Consider the following 20,893-nt stretch of genomic DNA (forward strand, 5'->3'; position numbering starts at 1 on the left):
AGAGGGGTACGCGCATGCGGGCGATCACGCTGGTCGCGGAGGGAGGGGAACCCGCCCTCCGCGACCTGCCCCAGCCCAGCCCCGGCCCCGGTGAGGTGCTCGTGCGGGTCCGGGCGTCCTCGGTCAACGGCTTCGACAAGAAGGCGGCGGCCGGGATGATGAAGGGCGGGCTCGAGTACCGGTACCCCGTCGTGCTCGGCAAGGACTTCGCCGGCGAGGTCGCGGCGCTCGGCGACGGGGCGACCCGCTTCCGCGTCGGCGACCCGGTGTTCGGCGTGGTGATGCGGTCCTACCTGGGCGACGGCTCGTGGGCCGAGCACGTGGCGGTCGGCGAACAGTTCGGCATCACCCGCCTTCCCGCAGGTCTCGACCCGTCGACCGCGGGGGCGCTCGGGCTGGCCGGCGCCACCGCGGTCGACGTGGTGAACACCGTCGCACCCGGTCAGGGAGACACCGTCCTGGTCGCCGGCGCGACCGGCGGCGTCGGCGCGCTCGCCGTCCAGTACGCCACCGCGGCCGGCGCGCGGGTCATCGCCACCGCCCGCCCCGGCGCCGCCACGGACTTCGTCCGGCAGCTGGGCGCCGCCGAGGTGGTGGACTACACCGGCGACCTGAGCGCCCAGGTCCGCGCGGTAGCTCCCGACGGGGTGTCCGCGGTGGTGCACCTGGCCGGTGACGGCATGGAACTCGCCGGGCTGCTCGCCTTCGAGGGGCGCCTCGCCTCGACCATCGGCTTCGGCCCCGACCAGCATCCGGCCGCCACGTCGATCATGGGCAGCCCGAGCCCCGAGACGCTCGACCGGCTCGCCGGCGACCTCGCGGCCGGTCGGCTGCACGTCCCGGTCACCCGACGCTACGACCTGGCCGAGGTGCCCAAAGCGCTCGGCGACTTCGCGGGCGCGCTGGGCAAGCTCGCGATCACCGTCTCCTGACCGCCGCACGACCAACGACCGGCGGCCGCCCTGGACCGGGGCGGCCGCCGGTCTGTCGCACGTATCCCTGCCCGTCTGACACTGCTCTCGGAGCTGGTGGAACCGCCCGAACGGCGGTGTCCACGATGGTCGCCGCGGCGCTACCGTACGCCCTGGTTACCCGACGCGGATCATCCGCTGGAGAGAGGACCGGGGCATGGACGGCAGAACACGTTTCCGACTGACCCGGCTGGTCACCGCCGCCGCCGTCGTGGCCGCCAGCCTGGGGCTTCTCCCGGCGCCGGCGCAGGCGGAGGCCGGCCCTAAGGTGACGGTGCTGACCCGCAACCTCTATCTCGGCGGCGACCTCACTGGATCGATGACCGCGCCGACCCTGCCGGCGTTCCTGGCCGCCAACGCGGCCCTGCTCAGCCACGTCGACCGGATGGACTTCCCCGCCCGGGCGCGGCTGGTCGCCGCGGAGATCCGCGAGCGCAAGCCCGACCTGGTCGGCCTGCAGGAGGTGGCGCTGTGGCGCACCGGGCCGCTCGGCGATCCCGCGCCGGCCACCACGCTCCGGTACGACTACCTGGCCCTGCTGATGTCCGACCTGGCCGGCTCCGGCCACCCGTACGACGTGGCGGTGGTGCAGAACGAGGCGGACCTGGAGGCCCCGGCGGGGGCGCCGCACAACGTGGACGCCCGGCTCACCATGCGCGACGTGATCCTGGTGCGGCACGGCGGCCGGGTGAAGGTGACCGGGACGTCGTCGGGGAACTTCGTGCACAATCTGGTGACCCCGCTCCCGCCGGTCGGTGGCAGCGCCACCAGCACCCGCGGCTGGACGGCGGTGGACGTGGCGCAGGGCAGCCGGACCTACCGGTTCGTCAACACCCACCTGGAGGCGTTCCACCCGGGCGTCCGGGTGCTGCAGGCGCAGGAGCTGCTGCAGGGACCGCTGCGCACCACCGGCCGGCTGATCCTCGTCGGGGATCTCAACACCGGGCCGGAACTGCCCGATCCGAACAACCGGCTCGCGTACTTCACGCTGGTGGGCGGCGGCATGATCGACACCTGGCCGGTCCTGCACCCCGGAGACCCCGGGTACACCTCGGGACTGGGCGACGACCTGAACCAGCCGGCCGGCGACGTCGAGCACCGGATCGACATGGTTCTGGTCAAGGGCGCGGTCGTGCCGGTGCGCAGCGAGGTCTTCGGCACCGAGCGGCAGACCCCGGACGGCCGGTGGGCGTCGGACCATCTGGGGCACGCCGCGGTGCTCGCGCTGCCGTGACCGGTCCCCACCGCTGAGCCAACCCGGGCGCCGCCGCAGTGCCCGGGCCGGCGCTGAGTTGACCTGTTTTCGGCAGGTCAGCGGAGCATTGTCGAACACCTGTGCGAACATGTGTTCGTGTCGGGCGAGGCCACCATCCTGCATGCCGACCTGGACGCCTTCTACGCGTCGGTCGAGCAGCGCGACGATCCCCGGCTGCGCGGCCGGCCGGTGATCGTCGGCGGCGGCGTGGTGCTGGCGGCCAGCTACGAGGCCAAGGCCCGGGGCGTACGCAGCGCGATGGGCGGGCGGCAGGCGCTACGGCTGTGCCCGGAGGCGATCGTGGTGCGGCCGCGGATGGCCGCGTACACGGCGGCGAGCCGGGCGGTGTTCGAGATCTTCCGGCAGACCACGCCACTGGTGGAGGGGCTCTCCATCGACGAGGCGTTCCTCGACGTGGGCGGCCTGCGCCGGCTGGTCGGCCCGCCGGCCGACATCGCGGCCCGGCTGCGCCGCGAGGTACGCGAGCAGGTCGGCCTGCCGATCACCGTCGGCGTGGCCCGGACGAAGTTCCTCGCCAAGGTGGCCAGCGGGGTGGCCAAGCCGGACGGGCTGCTGGTCGTCGAGCCCGGGCGGGAGCTGGCCTTCCTGCATCCGCTGCCGGTGGAGCGGCTGTGGGGCGTCGGCCCGGTGACCGCGACGAAGCTGCGCGACCGGGGCATCCGTACCGTGGGGCAGGTGGCCCGGCTGGACGAGCCGACCCTGGTGTCGCTGCTCGGCGGCGGTGCCGGCCGCCACCTGCACGCCCTCGCCCACAACCGCGACCCCCGCCGGGTCCAGGTCGGGCGGCGCCGGTCGTCGATGGGCGCCCAGCACGCACTGGGCCGGGAGCCGCGCTCCCCCGCCGAGCTCGACGCCGTGCTGGCCGGGCTGGTCGACCGGGTGACCGGGCGGATGCGCGCGGCGCGGCGCACCGGCCGTACGGTCACCCTACGGCTGCGCTTCGCCGACTACACCCGGGCGACCCGCTCGCACACCATCGACAAGGCGACCGCCCAGACCCGGCCACTGCTCGAGGCCGCCCGCGCGTTGCTGCGGGCGGCGCTGCCGGAGATCGACGCCCGGGGTGTGACGCTGATCGGGGTGTCCGTCGGCAACCTCGACACCGGGCACGTGCAGCTGACGCTGCCGTTCACCCGCGACCCGGGCGCGGAGCTGGATGCGGCGGTGGACGCCGTCCGGGACCGGTTCGGGTCGTCCGCGCTGACCCGGGCCGTGCTGCTCGGCCGGGATCCCGGCCTGGAGATGCCCCGCCTGCCCGACTGAGCGGCGTTGGGACGACCACGGCCTCGACCCGGTGCCGTCGGGACAGCGCGCGGCGGTCGTCCTCTGGACCGACGACACGGCCGCCGCGTACGCGGCGCTCACCGCCGACGGCGCACCCGCACTGGCCGCCCCGCACGTCTGGCCCGACCGGCTGCTGATCGCCTGGACGGCCGACCCGGACGGCAACCCGATCCAACTCGTCCAGCACCTGCCGGCCCGATAACCGGTCGTCGCGCCCCGGACCGCTGCCGCACAATCAGGCGATCATGAGTACGCGGCTGCGGGCCATCGCCCGCGACACCCTGGACATCCTCGACGCCGGCCGGTACCTCAACGGGCACGGCGAGCCCGTCGAGCTCACCGACCCGGTCCGCGCCGCCGTCGCCGGCACCCGCCTGCACCTGCCCGACGACCCGCTGCCCACCCCACCCACCGGTGACGCGGCCCCGGCGGTGGAGGTGACCGGGGAGAGCACGCTGCTGGCCGCCCGCCGCCTCGCCCGAGGCGGGGACGTCGCCGCGCTGGTGTTCGCCTCGGCGAAGAACCCGGGCGGCGGGTTCCGCACCGGGGCGCAGGCGCAGGAGGAGAGCATCGCCCGGGCCTCGGCGCTCTTCCCCTGCCTGACCGCGGTCCCCGGGTTCTACGACTTCCACCGCGCGCAGCGGGACCTGCTCTACAGCGACCGCGTCATCCACTCGCCGCGGGTGCCGGTGTTCCGCGACGACAAGGGTCGGCTGCTCGACGCCGCCCACGAGGTGTCGTTCCTGACCGCCGCCGCCCCCAACCGCGGCGCGGTGCTGCGCAACCAGCCCGCCGACGCTGAGCGGGTCGCCCCGGCGCTGCGTACCCGGGCCCGTCGGGTGCTGGCCGTCGCGGCGGCGCACGGCCACCGGCGGTTGGTGCTCGGCGCGTGGGGCTGCGGCGTGTTCCGCAACGACCCGGCCACGGTGGCGGAGGCGTTCGCGCTGGCCCTGGCCGACGCGGCGGGCTGGTTCGACCAGGTCACCTTCGCGGTGCTCGACCGGGCCGGCGGGCCGGTCGAGGCCGCGTTCGCCGACCGCTTCGGGGCGTCGTGACGGAGGTCAGTACCCCACCAACCACCGCCCGGCGGGCGGTCCGGTCAGGCGGGCAGCCGCCGGGTCGGCCGGTGGTCAGCGGTTCTGCGGGAAGCCGAGGTTGACCCCGCCGTGGGAGGGGTCGGGCCAGCGACTGGTGACCACCTTGGACCTGACGAAGAAGTTCACCCCCTCCGGCCCGTACGCGTGGGCGTCGCCGAACAGGGAGTCCTTCCAGCCGCCGAAGGAGTAGTAGGACACCGGGACCGGGATGGGGACGTTCACCCCGACCATGCCGACCTCGATCTCGTTCTGGTACCGGCGGGCCGCGCCGCCGTCGTTGGTGAAGATGGCGGTGCCGTTGCCCCACGGGTTGGCGTTGACCAGCTCGACGGCCGCGTCGTAGCTGGGCACCCGCAGCACCGACAGCACCGGCCCGAAGATCTCGTCGGTGTAGACGGACATGTCGGTGTCGACGTGGTCGAACAGGGTCGGGCCGAGCCAGAAGCCGGCCTGCTCGCCGTCGACGGGGTGGTTCCGCCCGTCGACCACGAGCTGCGCGCCCGCGGCCCGGCCGGCGTCCAGGTACGCCGTCACCCGATCCCGGTGGGCGCCGGTGACCAGCGGTCCCATCTCGCAGCCGGGGCGGCGGCCGTCGCCGACGTGCAGGGCGGCCATCCGCTCGCTGATCTTGGCGACCAGCTCGTCGCCGACCGGGTCGACCGCGACGACGACGGAGATGGCCATGCAGCGTTCGCCGGCCGAGCCGAAGCCGGCCGAGACGGCGGCGTCGGCGGCGAGGTCGAGGTCGGCGTCGGGCAGCACGACCATGTGGTTCTTCGCGCCGCCGAGCGCCTGCACCCGCTTCCCGTGCCGGGTGCCGCTCTGGTAGACGTAGCGGGCGATCGGGGTGGAGCCGACGAACGAGACGGCCTTGACGTGCGGATGCTCGAGGATCCGGTCGACCGCCTCCTTGTCGCCGTGCACCACGTTGCACACCCCGTCCGGCAGCCCGGCCTCCGCGAACAGCTCGGCCAGGAAGTTCGCCGCGGACGGGTCCTTCTCGCTCGGTTTGAGCACCACGGTGTTGCCGCACGCGATGGCGTTCGGCACGAACCACAACGGCACCATGGCCGGGAAGTTGAAGGGGGAGATCACACCGACCACGCCGAGCGGCTGTCGTAGGGAGTACACGTCGACCTGGGTCGAGGCGTTCTCGCTGTATCCGCCCTTGAGCTGCTGCGGGATGCCGCAGGCGAACTCGACGTTCTCCAACCCGCGCTGGATCTCCCCGGCCGCGTCGGAGAGGACCTTGCCGTGCTCGGCGGTGATGATGGCGGCGAGGTCGGCCCGGCGGGTGTTCAGCAGTTCCCGGAAGGCGAACAGCACGGTGGTCCGCTGGGCGAGGGAGGCGGTGCGCCAGCGGGTGAACGCCTCGCGGGCGGTGGCGACCGCCTCGTCGACGACCGCGGCGGTGGCGAAGTCGACCTGTCCGGCGACTTGGCCGGTGGCGGGGTCGTAGACGTCTCCGGTGCGCTCGGCGACGCCGTGCCACGGCTTGCCGCCGATCCAGTGGGTGGTCCTCATCGGGGCTGCACCTCCTTGGCCACCGCCTCGATCGACTGGGTGAGGATCTCCAGCGCCTCCTCCGCCTCGGCCCGGGTCAGGGTCATCGGTGGCGCGAGGCGGATGACGTTGCCGTACAGGCCGCCCTTGCCGACGAGCAGGCCGCGTTCCCGGGTCTCCTCCAGCAGCGCGGTCGCGGCCGCCGGATGGGGCTCGCCGTCGGGGCCGACGAACTCCAGCGCGATCATCAGGCCCTTGCCGCGCACGTCGCCGACTACGGGATGGGCCGCGGCGACCGCGCGCAGGCCGTCCAGCAGGCGGGTGCCCAGCTGTGCGGCGTTGGCCTGCAGGTCGTGCTCCAGCAGGTAGGTCAGCGCCGCCAGCGCGCCGGTGGTGGCCAGCGGGTTGCCGCCGAAGGTGGAGATCGAGTTGGCCCGTAGGCAGTCCATCAGGTCGGCCCGGGCGACCACGCCGCCGATCGCGAGGCCGTTGCCCAGGCCCTTGGCGAAGGTGATCGCGTCGGGTACGACGCCGTGCGCCTGGATGCCCCAGAAGTGCTCGCCGGTGCGGCCCCAGCCGGTCTGCACCTCGTCGGACACGAGGAGGATGCCGTACTCGTCGAGCACCTTCTTGAACTCCCCGAACAGTCCGTCCGGCGGGGAGGCGAAGCCGCCGACCCCCTGGATCGGCTCGACGATCATGCAGGCGACGTCGCCGGCCGTGGTCGTCTCGATGACCTCGCGCAGGTCGGCCACGCACGCCTTGATGTAGTCCGCGTCGGACAGGTCCCGGAACGGACTGCGGTAGCGGTAGCCGCCGTGCACCCAGCTCACCTTGACCGGGCTGAGCGCGCTGGCCGACCAGCCGCGGATGCCGGTGATCGCGATGGTGGCGAAGGCCCGGCCGTGGTACGAGTTGCGCAGGGCGAGCACCTGTTCGCTGCGGCGGTGCTGGGTGGCGAGCATGAGTGCGGTCTCGTTCGCCTCGGTGCCCGAGTTGGTGAAGAACACCTTCGCGTCCGGGATGCCGGACAGCTGCGCGATCTTCTCCGCCAGCTCGATCTGCGACTGGATCAGGTAAAGCGTGGACGAGTGCAGCACGCCGGTGTCGACCTGTGACCGGATCGCGTCGCTGATCTCGGCGATGTCGTAGCCGATGGCGTTGGTGAGGATGCCGGCGAAGAAGTCCAGGTAGGTCCGCCCCTCACGATCGGTCACCCGGCGGCCGTGCGCACCGGCGATCTCGATGGGCTGCTCGTAGTACAACGCCAGCCAGTTCGGCAGCACGGATCGGTGTCGGGCCAGCAGCTCGCGGTGGGCCATCGCGTCCTCCCGTAACTCGTCCCCACGGCGAGTGTGGCGGCAATCGTTGTGCAACCGCTACGCACAACCTGTACCGCTGTGGTCGCCGCACCATTACGTTGTGTGCAGTCCCTCCCCTGGGAGCCGCGATGTACCCCTCCGTCGCAGAAGCCATCGCACTGCCGGTGATCCGGCGCGGGAAGCCGCAGGTGGTGGCCGGTTCGGCCGGCATGCAGGGCCGGGTGCGCTGGGTCCATGTGGCGGAGGTGGCCGACATCGCGCACCTGCTGCGCGGCGGGGAGCTGGTGCTCACCACCGGCATCGCGCTGCCCGACGAGGCCGCGGCCCTGGCGAGGTACGTGGACGACCTGGCCGCGGTGCACGCGGCGGGGCTGGTCATCGAGCTGGTCCGGCGGTGGAGCGGCCAGCTGCCGGAGGCGTTGGTGGCGGCGGCCAACCGGCACCGCCTGCCCCTGATCACGCTGGCGCAGGAGACCCCTTTCGTGTCCGTCACCGAGGCGGTGGTGGCGCTGATCGTCGACGCGCAGCTCGCCGAGCTGCGGGCCGCCGAGCAGGTGCACGAGACGTTCACCTCGCTCACCGTGGCCGGTGCGGATCCGGCGGAGGTGCTGCGCGAGGTGGCCCGGATCTCCGGGCTGCCGGTGGTGCTGGAGACGCTGGGGCACGAGGTGCTCGCGTACGACGCGGCCGGCCGGGACCCGACGGAGTTGCTGGCCGACTGGGGGCAGCGGTCCCGGTCGGTGGCCGCGCCCGAGCGGACCGCCTACGACGAGGACGCGGGTTGGTTGGCCACCATGGTCGGGGCGCAGGGCGCCGACTGGGGGCGGTTGGTCCTGCTCTCACCGGACCCGCCACCGCACCGGCACGTGGTGGTCGCCGAGCGGGCCGCGTCGGCGTTGGCGGTGCATCGGCTCGTGGCGCGGGACCGGGAAAGTCTGGAGCGGCAGACGCACCGGATGCTGCTCGCGCAGCTGCTCGGTCAGGCCGTACCGCCGCCGGACCTGGCCGCCCGGGCGGCGGCGCTGGGGGTCGGCGTCGAGCGGCGGCAGTTGGTCGGGATGGCGATCCGGCCGGCCACCGGGACGCCCCGGGCCCCCGCGCTGGCCACGCAGGAGGTGTTGCGGGACCTCGCGGAGGCGACCGCGCTGGCGGCGCGGCGGGTGGCGGTGCCCGCCCTGGTGGGCGTGGTGGACGACACGACCGTACGCGCGCTGTTGTCGTTGCCGGCGCAGGCCGGGGTCGACGCGGTGCTGCGCCGGTTGGCCCGGGAGGTGCACCGCTCGGCGGCCGGTCCGGTGCTGGTGGCGGTCGGCACCACCGTGTCGCACGTCGCCGAGGTACGCCGCAGTCTGGGCGAGGCCGCTCACGTGGCGGGGGCGGCCCTGCGCGCCCCCGGCACGCAGCTGTACCACCGGCTGGACAACGTGCGCCTGCGCGGTCTGCTGCACCTGTTGCGCGACGACGATCGGGTCCGGGCCTTCGCGGACCGCGAGCTGGGTCCGCTGCTGGCGCGGGACGCCAACCACCACAGCCGGCTGCTGGAGCTGCTGCGCTGCTTCTGCGAGCAGGGCGGCAACAAGTCCGCGGCGGCGGCTGCCGCACACGTGTCGCGGACCGCGTACTACCAGCAGTTGGCGCGGATCGCGCAGGTGCTCGGGGTGTCGTTGGAGGACCCGGAGTCGATGCTGTCGCTGTACGTCGCGCTGCTGGTGCACGAACTCGACGACGCATGACGGGACGCCGAATCCGGTAGGCGGCCGGAATCCGTCCGCCGCGCGGATTGACATGATCGCTGCGGCCGTGCCCGTGGACACAGTGTGCCGTGATCATGGCAAGCGTGGACACTTTGCCACTGCCCGTGGCGGGTCCGTGACACTCACCATTCCGAGATAAAGATCGTGCTGTTCCGCCCCATCCGCAGCACGCGCGCCGGCTGCCCGGCGCTGTTGCGGCAGCGCAACAGGGAGGTGACACCGATGGCCGTTGAACCCCTACCCCACGAAGCCACCGCGGTCGAGCCGGGCACCCAGATCACCCATCCGGATGGCCGAGTGGAGCTGCGCGATTTCTCCACCATCGCCGACAGCCGGTACTTCAACCTCGAACTCGCCCCGGTGCCCATCGAGCGGCGCACCTGGAACACGTACAACTTCACAGCGCTGTGGGTCGGGATGGCGCACAACATCCCCAGCTATCTGCTCGCCGCCGGGCTCATCCAGCTCGGCATGAACTGGGTGCAGGCGTTCCTCACCATCACCCTGGGCAACCTGCTCGTCCTGATCCCGATGCTGTTGAACAGCCACGCGGGGACGAAGTACGGCATCCCGTTCCCGGTCTTCGCCCGCGCTTTCTACGGCGTCCGGGGCGCCAACCTCGCGGCCCTGCTGCGCGCCTTCATCGCCTGCGGCTGGTTCGGCATCCAGACCTGGATCGGCGGTGAGGCGATCTACGCGATCGCCGGCAAGCTGCTGGGCTCCTGGTGGGTCGACGCGACGGAGGTGATGGACCACCCGTGGACGCTGTGGGCGTCGTTCCTGCTGTTCTGGGCGATCGAGATGGCGATCATCTGGCGCGGCATGGACACCCTGCGCCGCTTCGAGAACTGGGCCGCGCCGTTCGTCATCGTGGTCGCCGTCGCGCTGCTGATCTGGGTGCTGGTCGAGGCGGGCGGGCCCGGCCCGATCCTGTCCCAGCCGTCCAAGCTGGGCTGGGGCGCCGACTTCTGGAAACTGTTCGCCCCGTCGTTGATGGCGATGATCGCCTTCTGGGCGACCCTTTCGCTGAACATCCCCGACTTCACCCGGTTCGGTGGCAGCCAGCGGCAGCAGGCGTACGGGCAGATCCTGGGGCTGCCCACCACGATGTCGTTCTTCGCCATCCTGTCGATCGTGATCACCTCCGGTACGGCGGTGGTCTACGGCGAGGCGATCTGGGACCCCATCCAGCTGGCCGCGAAGTTCGACAACCCGCTGGTCGTCGCGCTCGGCCTGTTCACGGTGGTGGTGGCCACGCTGTCGGTGAACGTGGCGGCCAACACGGTCAGTCCGGCGTACGACTTCTCCAACGCCGCACCCCGGCTGGTCACCTTCCGGACCGGAGGCCTGATCACCGGGGTGCTGGGCATCCTGATCCAGCCGTGGCGGCTGGTGCAGGACCCGAACATCTACATCTTCGTCTGGCTCGGGTTCTACGGGGGCCTGCTCGGCGCGGTCGCCGGCGTGCTCATCGCCGGCTACTGGGTCCGCAACCGCACCCGCCTGCAGTTGCCCGCCCTCTACCGCCCCGAGGGCCGACACTGGTTCTCCGGCGGCTGGAGTTGGACGGCGGTCGTCGCCACCGTCGTCGGCGCGGTCCTCGCCGTCGGTGGCGCCTACTCCGCGCCCGGCAAGGGCCCGTTCCCGGAGGACGGGCTCATCCCGTTCCTCAAGCCGCTCTACGACTACAGCTGGGTCGCCGGCCTGGTCGGCGCGTTCGTGGTTTATCTGGCGCTGTCGGCACCGCGCGGCAGCCACGCCAAGGGGGAGGTCAGGTGAGCACCATCATCCGAGCCGGGCTGGTGCAGCAGAAGTGGACCGGTGACAAGGAGTCCATGATCGCGAACGCGGTCGAGGCGATCCGCCGCGCCGCGTCGCAGGGCGCGCAGGTGGTCTGCCTGCAGGAGTTGTTCTACGGTCCGTACTTCTGCCAGGTCCAGGACGCCGACTACTACTCGTACACGGAGGCGATCCCGGACGGGCCGACGACGGCGCTGATGCGCGAGGTCGCCGAGCAGCACGGGGTGGTCCTGATCGTGCCGATGTACGAGCAGGAGCAGCCGGGGGTCTACTACAACACCGCTGCGGTGATCGACGCCGACGGCACCTACCTCGGCAAGCACCGGAAGAACCACATTCCGCAGGTGAAGGGGTTCTGGGAGAAGTTCTACTTCCGGCCGGGGAACCTGGGCTATCCGGTCTTCGACACCGCTGTGGGTCGCATCGGCGTCTACATCTGCTACGAGCGGCACTTCCCGGAGGGTTGGCGCGCCCTGGGGCTGGCCGGCGCGAAGATCGTATTCAACCCCTCCGCCACCAGCCGCGGCCTGTCGGAGTACCTGTGGCGGCTGGAGCAGCCGGCCGCCGCGGTCGCGAACGAGTACTACGTCGGGACGATCAACCGGGTCGGGGTGGAGCCGTTGGGCGACAACGACTTCTACGGCCAGTCCTATTTCGTGGACCCCCGGGGGCAGCTGGTCGGCGCGGCGGCGTCGGACACCGAGGAGGAGGTCGTCGTCCGCGACCTGGACATGGACAGGCTGGCCGAGGTGCGCGACCTGTGGGCGTTCTACCGCGACCGCCGGCCCGAGACCTACGAATCGCTGGTGAAGCCATGAGCGAGCGTAGCGAGCGAATCATCAAGCACTGCGCGGATGTGCCTCATGACGGCGGCGAGCGAAGCGAGGCGCCGGCATGAGCGAGCGTAGCGAGCGAATCATCAAGCACTGCGCGGATGTGCCTCATGACGGCGGCGAGCGAAGCGAGGCGCCGGCATGAGCATCGTCATCCGCAACGGGACTGTCGTCAACGCCACCGGGGCGTACCCGGCGGACGTGCTGGTGGAGGGCGAACGGATCGCGGCGCTCGCCGCACCCGACTCGGGTCTGGCGCAGCAGTGGGCGGCCGGCGCCGAGCGGGTGATCGACGCCGCCGGGAAGTACGTGGTGCCGGGCGGCATCGACGGGCACACCCACATGGAGATGCCGTTCGGCGGCACGTTCTCGACGGACACGTTCGAGACCGGCACGATCGCGGCCGCCTGGGGCGGTACGACGACCATCGTTGACTTCGCGGTGCAGGCCAAAGGCACGTCGCTGTTGTCCGCGCTGGACAAGTGGCACAGCAAGGCGGACGGCAACTGCGCGATCGACTACGCGTTCCACATGATCATCTCGGACGTGAACGACACGTCGCTGAAGGAGATGGAGGCCTGCATCGACGCGGGCGTCAACACCTTCAAGATGTTCATGGCGTACCCCGGGGTCTTCTACGCCACCGACGGGGAGATCCTGAGGGCGATGCAGAAGGCCCGCGACACCGGCTCGATGATCATGATGCATGCGGAGAACGGCATCGCCATCGACCAGCTCGTCCTGCAGGCACTGGCGAGTGGCCAGACCGACCCGGTGCAGCACGGGCTGACCCGGCCACCCGAGCTGGAGGGCGAGGCGACCAACCGGGCCATCACCCTCGCGAGGGTCACCGGCGCGCCGCTGTACATCGTGCACCTGTCTGCCGCGCACGCCCTCGATGCGGTCACCCGCGCCCGGGACACCGGCCAGAACGTGTTCGCCGAGACCTGCCCGCAGTACCTGTTCCTGTCGTTGGACGACCTGGCCAGGCCGGACTTCGAGGGCGCGAAGTACGTCGCCTCTCCCCCGCTGCGACCCAAGGAACACCAGGCGGAGTTGTGGCGCGGTCTACGCACCAACGACCTGTCGCTGGTGTCCACCGACCACTGCCCGTTCTGCTTCAAGGACCAGAAGGAACTCGGCCGGGGAGACTTCTCCAAGATCCCGAACGGGATGCCGGGCGTCGAGCACCGGATGGACCTGCTCTATCAGGGCGTCGTGCGCGGCGAGATCACCCTGCCGCGCTGGGTGGAGATCAGCTCCACCACACCCGCCCGGATGTTCGGCCTCTACCCCCGCAAGGGCGTCATCGCGCCCGGCGCGGACGCGGACATCACGGTGTACGACCCGACGGCCCGGCAGACCATCTCCGCGAGCAGCCACCACATGAACGTGGACTATTCCGCGTACGAGGGCATGGCGCTGACCGGGAAGGTCGCCACCGTGCTGTCCCGCGGTCGGGTCGTCGTCGACGACGGCGCGTTCCACGGCGCCGCCGGACACGGCACGTTCCTCAAGCGCGATCTCTGCCAGTACCTGGTTTGACAAGGAGTGGCCGTGGACTTCGGTGTTGTACTCCAGACCGACCCACCCGCCCGCGACGTCGTCGCCGGGCTCACCGCCGCCGAGGACAACGGCTTCCGTTACGGCTGGACGTTCGACTCCTGCGTGCTGTGGCAGGAGCCGTTCGTCATCTACTCGCAGGTCCTCGCCGCGACCAAGCACCTGATCGTCGGGCCGATGGTGACCAACCCGAGCACCCGCGACTGGTCGGTCACCGCGTCGCTGTTCGCCACCCTCAACGAGATGTTCGGCAACCGCACCGTCTGCGGGATCGGTCGCGGCGACTCGGCCCGGCGGGTCATCGGCCAGCCGCCGGCGAGCCTCGCCACGCTGAAACAGGCCATGCACGTGATCAAGGAACTGGCCGAGGGCCGGGAGGCCGAACACCACGGCACGCCGGTGCGCATCCCGTGGGTGCGCGACGGCCGGCTGGAGGTCTGGATGGCCGCGTACGGCCCGAAGGCGCTGCGGCTGGTCGGCGAGCAGGCCGACGGTTTCATCCTGCAGACCGCCGACCCCGACATCGCCCGCTGGACGATCGGCTCGGTACGCGACGCGGCCACCGCCGCCGGCCGGGACCCCGACGCGATCACCATGTGCGTGGCCGCGCCCGCCTACGTCGGCACCAACCTCGCCCACCAGCGGGACCATCTGCGCTGGTTCGGCGGCATGGTCGGCAACCACGTGGCCGACCTGGTCGCCCGCTACGGCGACTCCGGGGTAGTGCCGAAGGCGCTGACCGACTACATCCGGGGCCGCGAGGGCTACGACTACGCGCACCACGGCCGGGCCGGCAATCCGTCCACCGACTTCGTGCCGGACGAGATCGTCGACCGGTTCTGCCTGCTCGGGCCCGAGTCGGCTCACGTCGACCGGCTGCAGGAACTCAAGGAGATCGGGGTGCACAACTTCGCCCTCTACCTGATGCACGACGACAAGGAGAAGACCCTGTCCGCGTACGGCAAGGACGTGATCAGCCACGTCTGACCCGGGCGCCATTCGCGCCCGAGCGACCATCGACCGTGGCCAGTGGCGCAACTACCATGATCCTCTTGGGAAGCCCCCACCACGGGAGGTATACGTGCGCCAACCGCGCTATCGCATTCTCTTCACCGCCGCTCTAGCCACCACAACCGTCCTGGCCGTGCCCGCGGCACCGGCCGCCGCCACGCCGTCACCAGGCATCGTCGTCAGCGACGGGATGACCCAACCGGTGTTCTCGTTCGCCGACGCCATCGAGGAACGGGTGTGGGTGGAGACGCCGCTCGACACCGACCACGACGGCCGGCTCGACCGGGTCGTCGCCGACATCTCCCGCCCTCGGGAGACCGCCACGGAGGGGTTCAAGGTCCCCGTCGTCTTCGAGCACAGCCCGTACCGCAAGGGCACCTGGAACGACGTGCCGTACCCGAGCGTGCTGGTGGACGAGCTGCCACAGACCGGGCTCACCACGCAGCTGCGCAGCCAGTCACAGGCGATCGGGATCCAGCGGGCCAAGGCCAACCTGCCCGGATCCCTCGACGACTACTACGTCCCCCGCGGGTACGCGGTGGTGCTCGGGCAGAGCATCGGCACCGCGGACTCCGACGGCTGTCCGACCAGTGGGGACATGGCGGAAACGCTGGGCACGAAGGCCATCATCGACTGGCTGGGCGGCCGGGCGAAGGCGTACAACGCCGCCGGCGAACCGGTCACCGCCGACTGGACCACCGGAGCGGTCGGCATGACCGGCGTCTCGTACAACGGGACGCTGCCCAACATGGTGGCCACGACCGGGGTCGAGAACCTCAAGACCATCATCCCGGTCTCGGCGATCAGCAACTGGTACGACTATTACCGGGCCAACGGGCTGGTGGTGGCACCGGGCACCTTCCAGGGCGAGGACCTCGACGTTCTGGCGCAGTACACGGCGGGCAGGGCGCGCGCCGAAGGCCGGTGCGTCGACGAGATCGCCCAGCTGACGGCGGAACAGGACCGGGTTACCGGGGACTACAGCGACTTCTGGCGGGCCCGCGACTACCTGCCGGACGCCAAGAAGGTCACCGCCAGCGTCTTCGTCGTGCACGGACTCAACGACTGGAACGTGAAGACGGAGAACTTCGCCGGCTGGTGGGACCGGCTCGCCAAAGCCGGCGTGCCGCGCAAGATCTGGCTGCACCAGGGCGGCCACGGCGGGCCGGGCAACGCCGCGACGGTGACCCTGCCGAGCGGCCAGGCGTGGACCTACAAGCAGACCGAGAACCGCTGGTTCGACTACTGGCTGTGGGGTGTGCAGAACGGCATCATGGACGAGCCCACGGCGGTCCTGCAGCGCGAGAACCGGTCCTACACCACGTACGCGAACTGGCCGGACCCGGGCGCCCGGGATGTGGCGCTGCACTTCGCCGCCGACAGCGCGTCCGAGCCCGGCAGCCTGTTCACCATCGGCGCGTTGAACCAGCGCACCGAGCAGTCGTTCGTGGACGAGGGCCGCACGATCAGCCCGAGCACGCTGGTGGCTGGTCCTGACACGGCCAGCGCCAACCGGCTGCTCTACCGTTCGCCGGTGCTGACCGGCGACGTGCGGCTGTCCGGGCGGCCGGAGATGCGGTTGCGGATGTCCATCGACAACCGCGCCGACGCGAACCTGTCGGTCTACCTGGTCGACTACGGCGCGCCCGGCTCGACCGCGCGGCCGGTCGTGGTGACGCGGGGCTGGATGGATCCGCAGAACCGGACCGGCTGGTCGCACACGGTCGCGGTCCAGCAGGGCGTGATGTACGACTACCGCTGGACCCTGGAGCCGAAGGACTACGTCTTCGCGGCGGGGCACCGCATCGGGGTCGTCGTCTTCTCCAGCGATCAGGAATACACCCTGCTGCCGCTCGGCGGCACCCAGCTGACCGTCCAGCCCGGCTCCAGCCGCCTCACCCTGCCGATCGTCGGCGGCCGCGAGGCGCTCGGCTTCTGAGTACGTCGCCGGCCCGGACGGCTCCTGCGCCGTCCGGGCCGGCGGTGGCTCGCGGTCCTCGACGTCCCGCCGGTCCTGGTTGCCGGCCGACGCTCCGGGGCTCCGGCCGCTGATCGCAGCGTGGCGAATGCCCGGCCGAAAACGGGGTACACCCGCCGCGCTCGGGCGGACCTCGCCGTCGGGCAGCAGCGGCGCGGCAAATCTCGTGAGGGGCGGAGCGTAGTGGGGCATTTCCGGTGCATCACGTCGGACGGCCTCCGGTGATGTTCGGGGGCCACGCGCGGCGCGCTCGTCGCATCCGAGCCGGACCCGTCGGGCGCCGACCCCTGACCCGGCTGACCGTGGTCAGTCTGGCCGGACACGTGGCCTTCGAGCTGGCAGCGGGTGTCGGCATGCCGCTCGCCTCGCTGATCGGGCCGTACGCCGCCGCGGGTTTCTGGACGCTCGTCACCGGCGGCGTCCTGGCCGCGACCGGTCGCGACGAGTCCGCTGACCCGTTGTTGGCCGCGGCGAACGGCTTCGGGCTCGCCGCCGTGTCGGCTCATCTGCGCGGTTGGCCAACTCGTCGCACCAGAGCCGGCCTGCCGTGGTTGGAGGACTGCGAGGGGCTGGGACCGGAGCTGATGTCCTTCTACAACCCGATCCTCTACACCTCGGCCGTCGCGGGCCTGCTCGCCGTGGTCCGGGAGAACCGCACCGCCCGGCTGCGCGTGCCGGCGGTCATGCTCGGACTCGTGCCGGTGCTCGTCGCCTATCAGCACTGGGAGCACCGGCGGTTGCGCCGGCAGGCCCACACCCGCCCCGGGTGGTGGAACCGCCGGCTGCGGCACCTGCCCCAGGCGGCGTGACGCGTCCGACGCCCCGGACCGCGGGATCGCCGGCCGCGACCCCGCCGAGCTCATTCCTCGATCGCGCCGCCGACCGCACGCAGGTGGTCCCGGAAGGTCAGCGCCGAGTTCTCGGCCCGTGCGGCCAGGTAGCCCCCGAAACCCACCTGCGCCCGCAGCGGTTCGCCGGAACGGATCCGCTCGGCCTGCCGCCGCTCGGTGTCCCGGATGGACTCCGCGAGGTCGAACAACTCCCGGGCCCGGGTGGCCGAGATGAAGAGCACCCCGTCCTCGTCGGCCAGCGCGAGGTCGTCGGGGTCGACGGTCCACTCCCCCACCCGCGCCGACCTCAACGCCTCCGGCGGCCGCGGGTCGAGCCGTTGCGGCCCGGAGGGGGTGGCGCCCAGGCTGAACACCGGCAGCCCCACCGCCCGGATGTCGACGGTGTCGCGGTGCAGGCCCCAGACGACCAGGCCGGCCAGCCCGCCGGCCTGCGCCTCCAGCACCACCAGGTCGCCCACGCACGCCTCGTCGGTGCGTCCGCCGTTGTCCACCACCAGCACGTCGCCGGGCGTGGCCCGGTCGATCGCTTCCAGGAAGATGTCGACGCTGCCGACGTGCCGGGTCGGCAGCACCCGCCCGGCGGCCCGCCCACCGGCGACCACCGGTCCGACGCCGGATGGGGCGCAGCGGACCGGCGCGGCAGCCCGCAGGCAGGCGTCGGCGACGTGGGCCGTGGTCAGCGCCGCGAAGCGGTCGCGCAATTCATCCGGGTCCATGGTCATGACCCGACGCTAATCACGCTCGCCGGTCATGGGAGGGGCCAGTTTCCGGTCCGTGGCCTGCCGGCGCACCGGCCCGCCGTTCGCCTCGGGCTGGAGCGCTCGTTCGACGGCCCCGTCGTCCGTGGGCCCGCCGCTCCAGCCGGAGGCGCCGCCGGGCGCGCGGGGTGTGCCGCCGGGGCCGGAGCATCCGCGCCCGGATCGGTGGGTGCAGCTCCGCCTCACCCGCGCCGGCGGCGGTCCGCACCATCCGGTTGGCGTCGTCCGGCTCGCATCCGGTGGCGCGCAGCAGCTCACTGGCCGCCGTACGGAGGTCGGTGATCACGCCGTCACCGTACGAGCGGACGCCCTGGGCCCACGCCCGGCCGGCCAGTTGGGCGCTCTCCCGGGTCAGCTGGTGAGTGCGGTCCAGGTCCTCGCCGGAGCGGCCGGCTCGGCGCAGCGCCCGTGCGGCCTCAGCGAGCCGGGAGACGGCGTCGGGGAGTGCAGCCGGGATGGGCTCGTCATATTGCAGGGCGGTGGCGGAGCGGCGGGCCACCGACCGCGCGTAGAGGATCAGCCGTTCCAGATGTGCCGCGCCATTGGCGTAACGGTGGTACAGCGCGCGGCGGTGCCAGCGGGCCGGCGCGAGCGTGACCACCTCTCCGGCGCCGGTGAGCGCCTCGTTGAGCCGCCCGACGTCGGCGTCCAGCCCGCGCAGCCGCTCCAGCGCGCGGACCGCCGCGTCGGCGTCCCGGGTGGTCAGGGCGTGCGCCACCGCGTCGAGCTGCTCGGTGAGGACGGTGAAGATCGGCGCGGCGGCCCGGTCCAGCACCCGGATCGGATTGACCGGCAGCAGCAGGACGACCACCGCGAGGCCGACCAGGCCGCCGACGAGCGCGTCGAAGATGCGGGGCAGCTCGAGGCCGGACCGGACCGGGGCCAGGGCGGAGATCAGGACCGCCGTACCGCCGGCCTGGCCGACCAGGGCGCCGCCCCGGCCGGCCACCAGCAGCGCCGTCGCGATCGCCAGCGCCACGACCAGCCCGAGCTGCCAGGACCCGGAGCCGAGCAGAAAGCGCAACAGGTCGCCGACGAGGATGCCGAGTCCGACCCCGACCAGCAGCTCGAAGGTCCGCCGGGCCCGCTGCCCGATGGCGGTGGCGATCGTGCCGACCGCGGCGGCCGGGGCGAAGACGTGCGCGCCGGGGCCGAGGAGGTACTGGGCGAGCAGGGCGGCGAGCGCGGCGGCGAGCCCGGCCTGCACGGAGATCACGGCAGTGACCTCCAGCTGACGCAGGCGTAGCCGGCCGGCCTGTCCGCCCTGGCTACGGACGCGGGTCACCGCTCGTTCGCCCCGCCCCGTCACCCGGTTCAGGGGCGAGCGGACGGTGTCGGCGGTACGCCGCTTGTCGGCCATGGCGGCGGTTACCCGACGCAACGCGGGTGAACCGTGAACCGTCCTGTTGGTGACGGTTGACCCGGTCGCCGCGTACAGGTCGCCGGTCAGCGGCGGAACGTGCGGTCGAGCAGGTCGAACAGGGCGGCCCAGTGCCGCTCGGTGGCCTGCTCGTCGTACTCAGAGGTGTCGGACTGGGTGTAGCCGTGGCGGGCACCCGGGTACACCTGCGAGCGGTAGGCGACGCCGGCGCGGTCCATGGCCTGTTCCAGGACGGCGATCTGCTCGGCCGGCATCGACCGGTCCTGGTCGGCGTGGCCGAAGTACAGCTCGCCGGTGACCGCGCCGACGGCCAGGTGCGGGCTGTCCGGGGCGTCGGTGGCCAGCCGCCCGGCGTGGAAGACGGCCGCGGCGGCGATCCGGTCCGGGTGCGCCTCGATGGCCCGCAGCGCGCTCAGGCCGCCCATGCAGTAGCCGGTGACGGCGACCGGGCCGGGCGCGACGTCCGGCTGCGCGGCCAGGAAGTCCAGGTAGGCGGCGGTGTCCCGGGCGACGACGTCCGGGCTCAGGGAGCGGATCATCGGGCCGAGCTCCTCGAACAGCGCGCCGCGCTGGGACGGCTCGCGGAGCCCGGAGAGGTCGACCAGCGGCGCGCGACCGAAGCGGTGGAAGAGATTCGGCACCAGCACGACGTGGCCGCGGGCGGCGATCGTCTCGGCCATCTCCGCCAGCCGCGGGCGCAGCCCGTACGCGTCCATGAAGACCAGGACGGCCGGGAATGGGCCCTCCCCGTCGGGCCGGACGAGATACGCGTCGGCCACTCCGTCGCCGGTCGGCACGTCCACGGTCGTCGTCAGCACGGTGCGCCTCCTCGCGTTGATCGTTCGGCGTGCACGCTACTCGCCAGGTTGCGGGCCCGCCCGTCGTGGGCGCGGCGCGCCCGGTGACGGGTCAGACTGGATGCGACGAGGAGTCGGCGTGGCCAGGACGCGGAGGGTGTGCCCGTGGCGGTGGATGTGGTGTCCGAGGTGGTGATCGGCCGTCCGGTCGCCGAGGTGGCCCGGTACGCGGGCGATCCCTCGAACGCGCCCGCGTGGTACGTGAACATCACCTCGGTCGAATGGTTGACGCCGACGCCCCTGCGGGTCGGTTCCCGGGTCGCCTTCGTGGCGCACTTCCTCGGTAGGCGGCTCGCCTACACTTACGAGATCGTCGAGCTGGTCCCGGACGAGCGGCTCGTGATGCGGACCGCCGAGGGGCCATTCCCGATGGAGACCACCTACCGGTGGGAGCCGCACGGCGACGGCGCCACCCGGATGATCCTGCGCAATCGAGGCGAGCCCAGCGGCTTCGCGTCGGTCGCCGCTCCGGTCCTGGCCGCCACGATGCGCCGGGCGAACCGGAAGGATCTGGCCACGCTGAAGGCTCACCTGGAAACCGGCCCTACGTGACCCTCGGCTGACTGTGAGGCTGGCTTGGTCGGTCTGCAGGTGATGGGCTGATGGTCGGCAGCAGTGGGCGTGACTCTTCGTCTGACTGGCTTTGTGCCTTTG

Annotated in this window: 18 protein-coding genes; 13 read left to right on the forward strand and 5 right to left on the reverse strand. The window is 72.1% G+C overall.

Annotated elements, in window-relative coordinates; genetic code table 11:
- Nucleotides 1–14 precede the first annotated feature (14 nt).
- The 5 genes from ACFYM6_RS29975 to ACFYM6_RS29995 all read left to right on the forward strand — a co-directional run bounded on the left by ACFYM6_RS29975 (nucleotide 15) and on the right by ACFYM6_RS29995 (nucleotide 4,586).
- Nucleotides 15–932, forward strand: a complete 918-nt coding sequence (locus tag ACFYM6_RS29975) for an NADP-dependent oxidoreductase (protein ID WP_387280817.1) — start codon at nucleotides 15–17, stop codon at nucleotides 930–932.
- 196 nt (nucleotides 933–1,128) lie between these two features.
- Complete coding sequence (locus tag ACFYM6_RS29980; protein ID WP_387280818.1) at nucleotides 1,129–2,205, forward strand: endonuclease/exonuclease/phosphatase family protein; 1,077 nt, start codon at nucleotides 1,129–1,131, stop codon at nucleotides 2,203–2,205.
- Nucleotides 2,206–2,322: 117 nt separating this feature from the next.
- Nucleotides 2,323–3,510, forward strand: a complete 1,188-nt coding sequence (gene dinB, locus ACFYM6_RS29985; protein WP_387280819.1) for a DNA polymerase IV — start codon at nucleotides 2,323–2,325, stop codon at nucleotides 3,508–3,510.
- Nucleotides 3,511–3,541: 31 nt separating this feature from the next.
- Entirely contained in the window at nucleotides 3,542–3,733 is a 192-nt protein-coding gene (locus tag ACFYM6_RS29990) for a VOC family protein (RefSeq protein WP_387280820.1), read from the forward strand.
- A 43-nt stretch (nucleotides 3,734–3,776) separates the two neighbouring features.
- Entirely contained in the window at nucleotides 3,777–4,586 is an 810-nt protein-coding gene (locus tag ACFYM6_RS29995) for a TIGR02452 family protein (RefSeq protein ID WP_387280821.1), read from the forward strand.
- A gap of 75 nt (nucleotides 4,587–4,661) precedes the next feature.
- Here ACFYM6_RS29995 and ACFYM6_RS30000 read toward each other — a convergent pair whose 3' ends face one another.
- Nucleotides 4,662–6,152 (reverse strand): CoA-acylating methylmalonate-semialdehyde dehydrogenase, encoded by a 1,491-nt coding sequence (locus ACFYM6_RS30000; protein ID WP_387280822.1) that lies wholly within the window; start codon nucleotides 6,150–6,152, stop codon nucleotides 4,662–4,664.
- On the reverse strand, nucleotides 6,149–7,453 hold the full coding sequence (locus ACFYM6_RS30005; RefSeq protein WP_387280823.1) for an aspartate aminotransferase family protein: 1,305 nt from the start codon (nucleotides 7,451–7,453) through the stop codon (nucleotides 6,149–6,151). Before ACFYM6_RS30005 ends, ACFYM6_RS30000 begins: the two co-directional genes overlap by 4 nt.
- A 128-nt stretch (nucleotides 7,454–7,581) precedes the next feature.
- Here ACFYM6_RS30005 and ACFYM6_RS30010 point away from each other — a divergent pair, with 128 nt between their 5' ends.
- From ACFYM6_RS30010 to ACFYM6_RS30040, 7 genes are all read left to right on the forward strand, one after another.
- On the forward strand, nucleotides 7,582–9,186 hold the full coding sequence (locus tag ACFYM6_RS30010) for a PucR family transcriptional regulator (RefSeq protein ID WP_387280824.1): 1,605 nt from the start codon (nucleotides 7,582–7,584) through the stop codon (nucleotides 9,184–9,186).
- A 243-nt stretch (nucleotides 9,187–9,429) separates the two neighbouring features.
- Entirely contained in the window at nucleotides 9,430–10,986 is a 1,557-nt protein-coding gene (locus ACFYM6_RS30015; protein ID WP_387280825.1) for an NCS1 family nucleobase:cation symporter-1, read from the forward strand.
- The gene (locus ACFYM6_RS30020; protein WP_387280826.1) at nucleotides 10,983–11,825 is read left to right on the forward strand and encodes a nitrilase-related carbon-nitrogen hydrolase; all 843 of its coding nucleotides are present in this window, start codon (nucleotides 10,983–10,985) and stop codon (nucleotides 11,823–11,825) included. The genes ACFYM6_RS30015 and ACFYM6_RS30020 overlap by 4 nt, the downstream gene beginning before the upstream one ends.
- Nucleotides 11,826–11,981: 156 nt before the next feature.
- Entirely contained in the window at nucleotides 11,982–13,385 is a 1,404-nt protein-coding gene (hydA, locus tag ACFYM6_RS30025; protein ID WP_387280827.1) for a dihydropyrimidinase, read from the forward strand.
- 12 nt (nucleotides 13,386–13,397) lie between these two features.
- Complete coding sequence (locus tag ACFYM6_RS30030; RefSeq protein ID WP_387280828.1) at nucleotides 13,398–14,390, forward strand: TIGR03842 family LLM class F420-dependent oxidoreductase; 993 nt, start codon at nucleotides 13,398–13,400, stop codon at nucleotides 14,388–14,390.
- A 94-nt stretch (nucleotides 14,391–14,484) separates the two neighbouring features.
- Entirely contained in the window at nucleotides 14,485–16,353 is a 1,869-nt protein-coding gene (locus ACFYM6_RS30035; RefSeq protein ID WP_387280829.1) for a Xaa-Pro dipeptidyl-peptidase, read from the forward strand.
- Nucleotides 16,354–16,694: 341 nt separating this feature from the next.
- The gene (locus ACFYM6_RS30040) at nucleotides 16,695–17,201 is read left to right on the forward strand and encodes a hypothetical protein (RefSeq protein ID WP_387280830.1); all 507 of its coding nucleotides are present in this window, start codon (nucleotides 16,695–16,697) and stop codon (nucleotides 17,199–17,201) included.
- A 50-nt stretch (nucleotides 17,202–17,251) separates the two neighbouring features.
- On the opposite strand, the gene ACFYM6_RS30045 is transcribed toward ACFYM6_RS30040, so the two are convergent.
- From ACFYM6_RS30045 to ACFYM6_RS30055, 3 genes are all read right to left on the reverse strand, one after another.
- Nucleotides 17,252–17,965, reverse strand: coding sequence for an RraA family protein (locus ACFYM6_RS30045; protein WP_387280831.1), 714 nt, complete (start codon nucleotides 17,963–17,965; stop codon nucleotides 17,252–17,254).
- A 13-nt stretch (nucleotides 17,966–17,978) separates the two neighbouring features.
- Nucleotides 17,979–19,382: an aromatic acid exporter family protein gene (locus ACFYM6_RS30050; RefSeq protein WP_387280832.1), complete on the reverse strand. Its 1,404-nt coding sequence runs from the start codon at nucleotides 19,380–19,382 to the stop codon at nucleotides 17,979–17,981.
- A gap of 65 nt (nucleotides 19,383–19,447) precedes the next feature.
- Nucleotides 19,448–20,200, reverse strand: coding sequence for a dienelactone hydrolase family protein (locus ACFYM6_RS30055; protein WP_387280833.1), 753 nt, complete (start codon nucleotides 20,198–20,200; stop codon nucleotides 19,448–19,450).
- A 144-nt stretch (nucleotides 20,201–20,344) separates the two neighbouring features.
- Here ACFYM6_RS30055 and ACFYM6_RS30060 point away from each other — a divergent pair, with 144 nt between their 5' ends.
- On the forward strand, nucleotides 20,345–20,791 hold the full coding sequence (locus tag ACFYM6_RS30060) for an SRPBCC family protein (protein WP_387280834.1): 447 nt from the start codon (nucleotides 20,345–20,347) through the stop codon (nucleotides 20,789–20,791).
- Nucleotides 20,792–20,893 lie beyond the last annotated feature (102 nt).

Origin of the sequence: Micromonospora sp. NPDC006431 (assembly GCF_042870725.1) — a bacterium.
In the GTDB taxonomy this organism is placed as follows: domain Bacteria; phylum Actinomycetota; class Actinomycetes; order Mycobacteriales; family Micromonosporaceae; genus Micromonospora.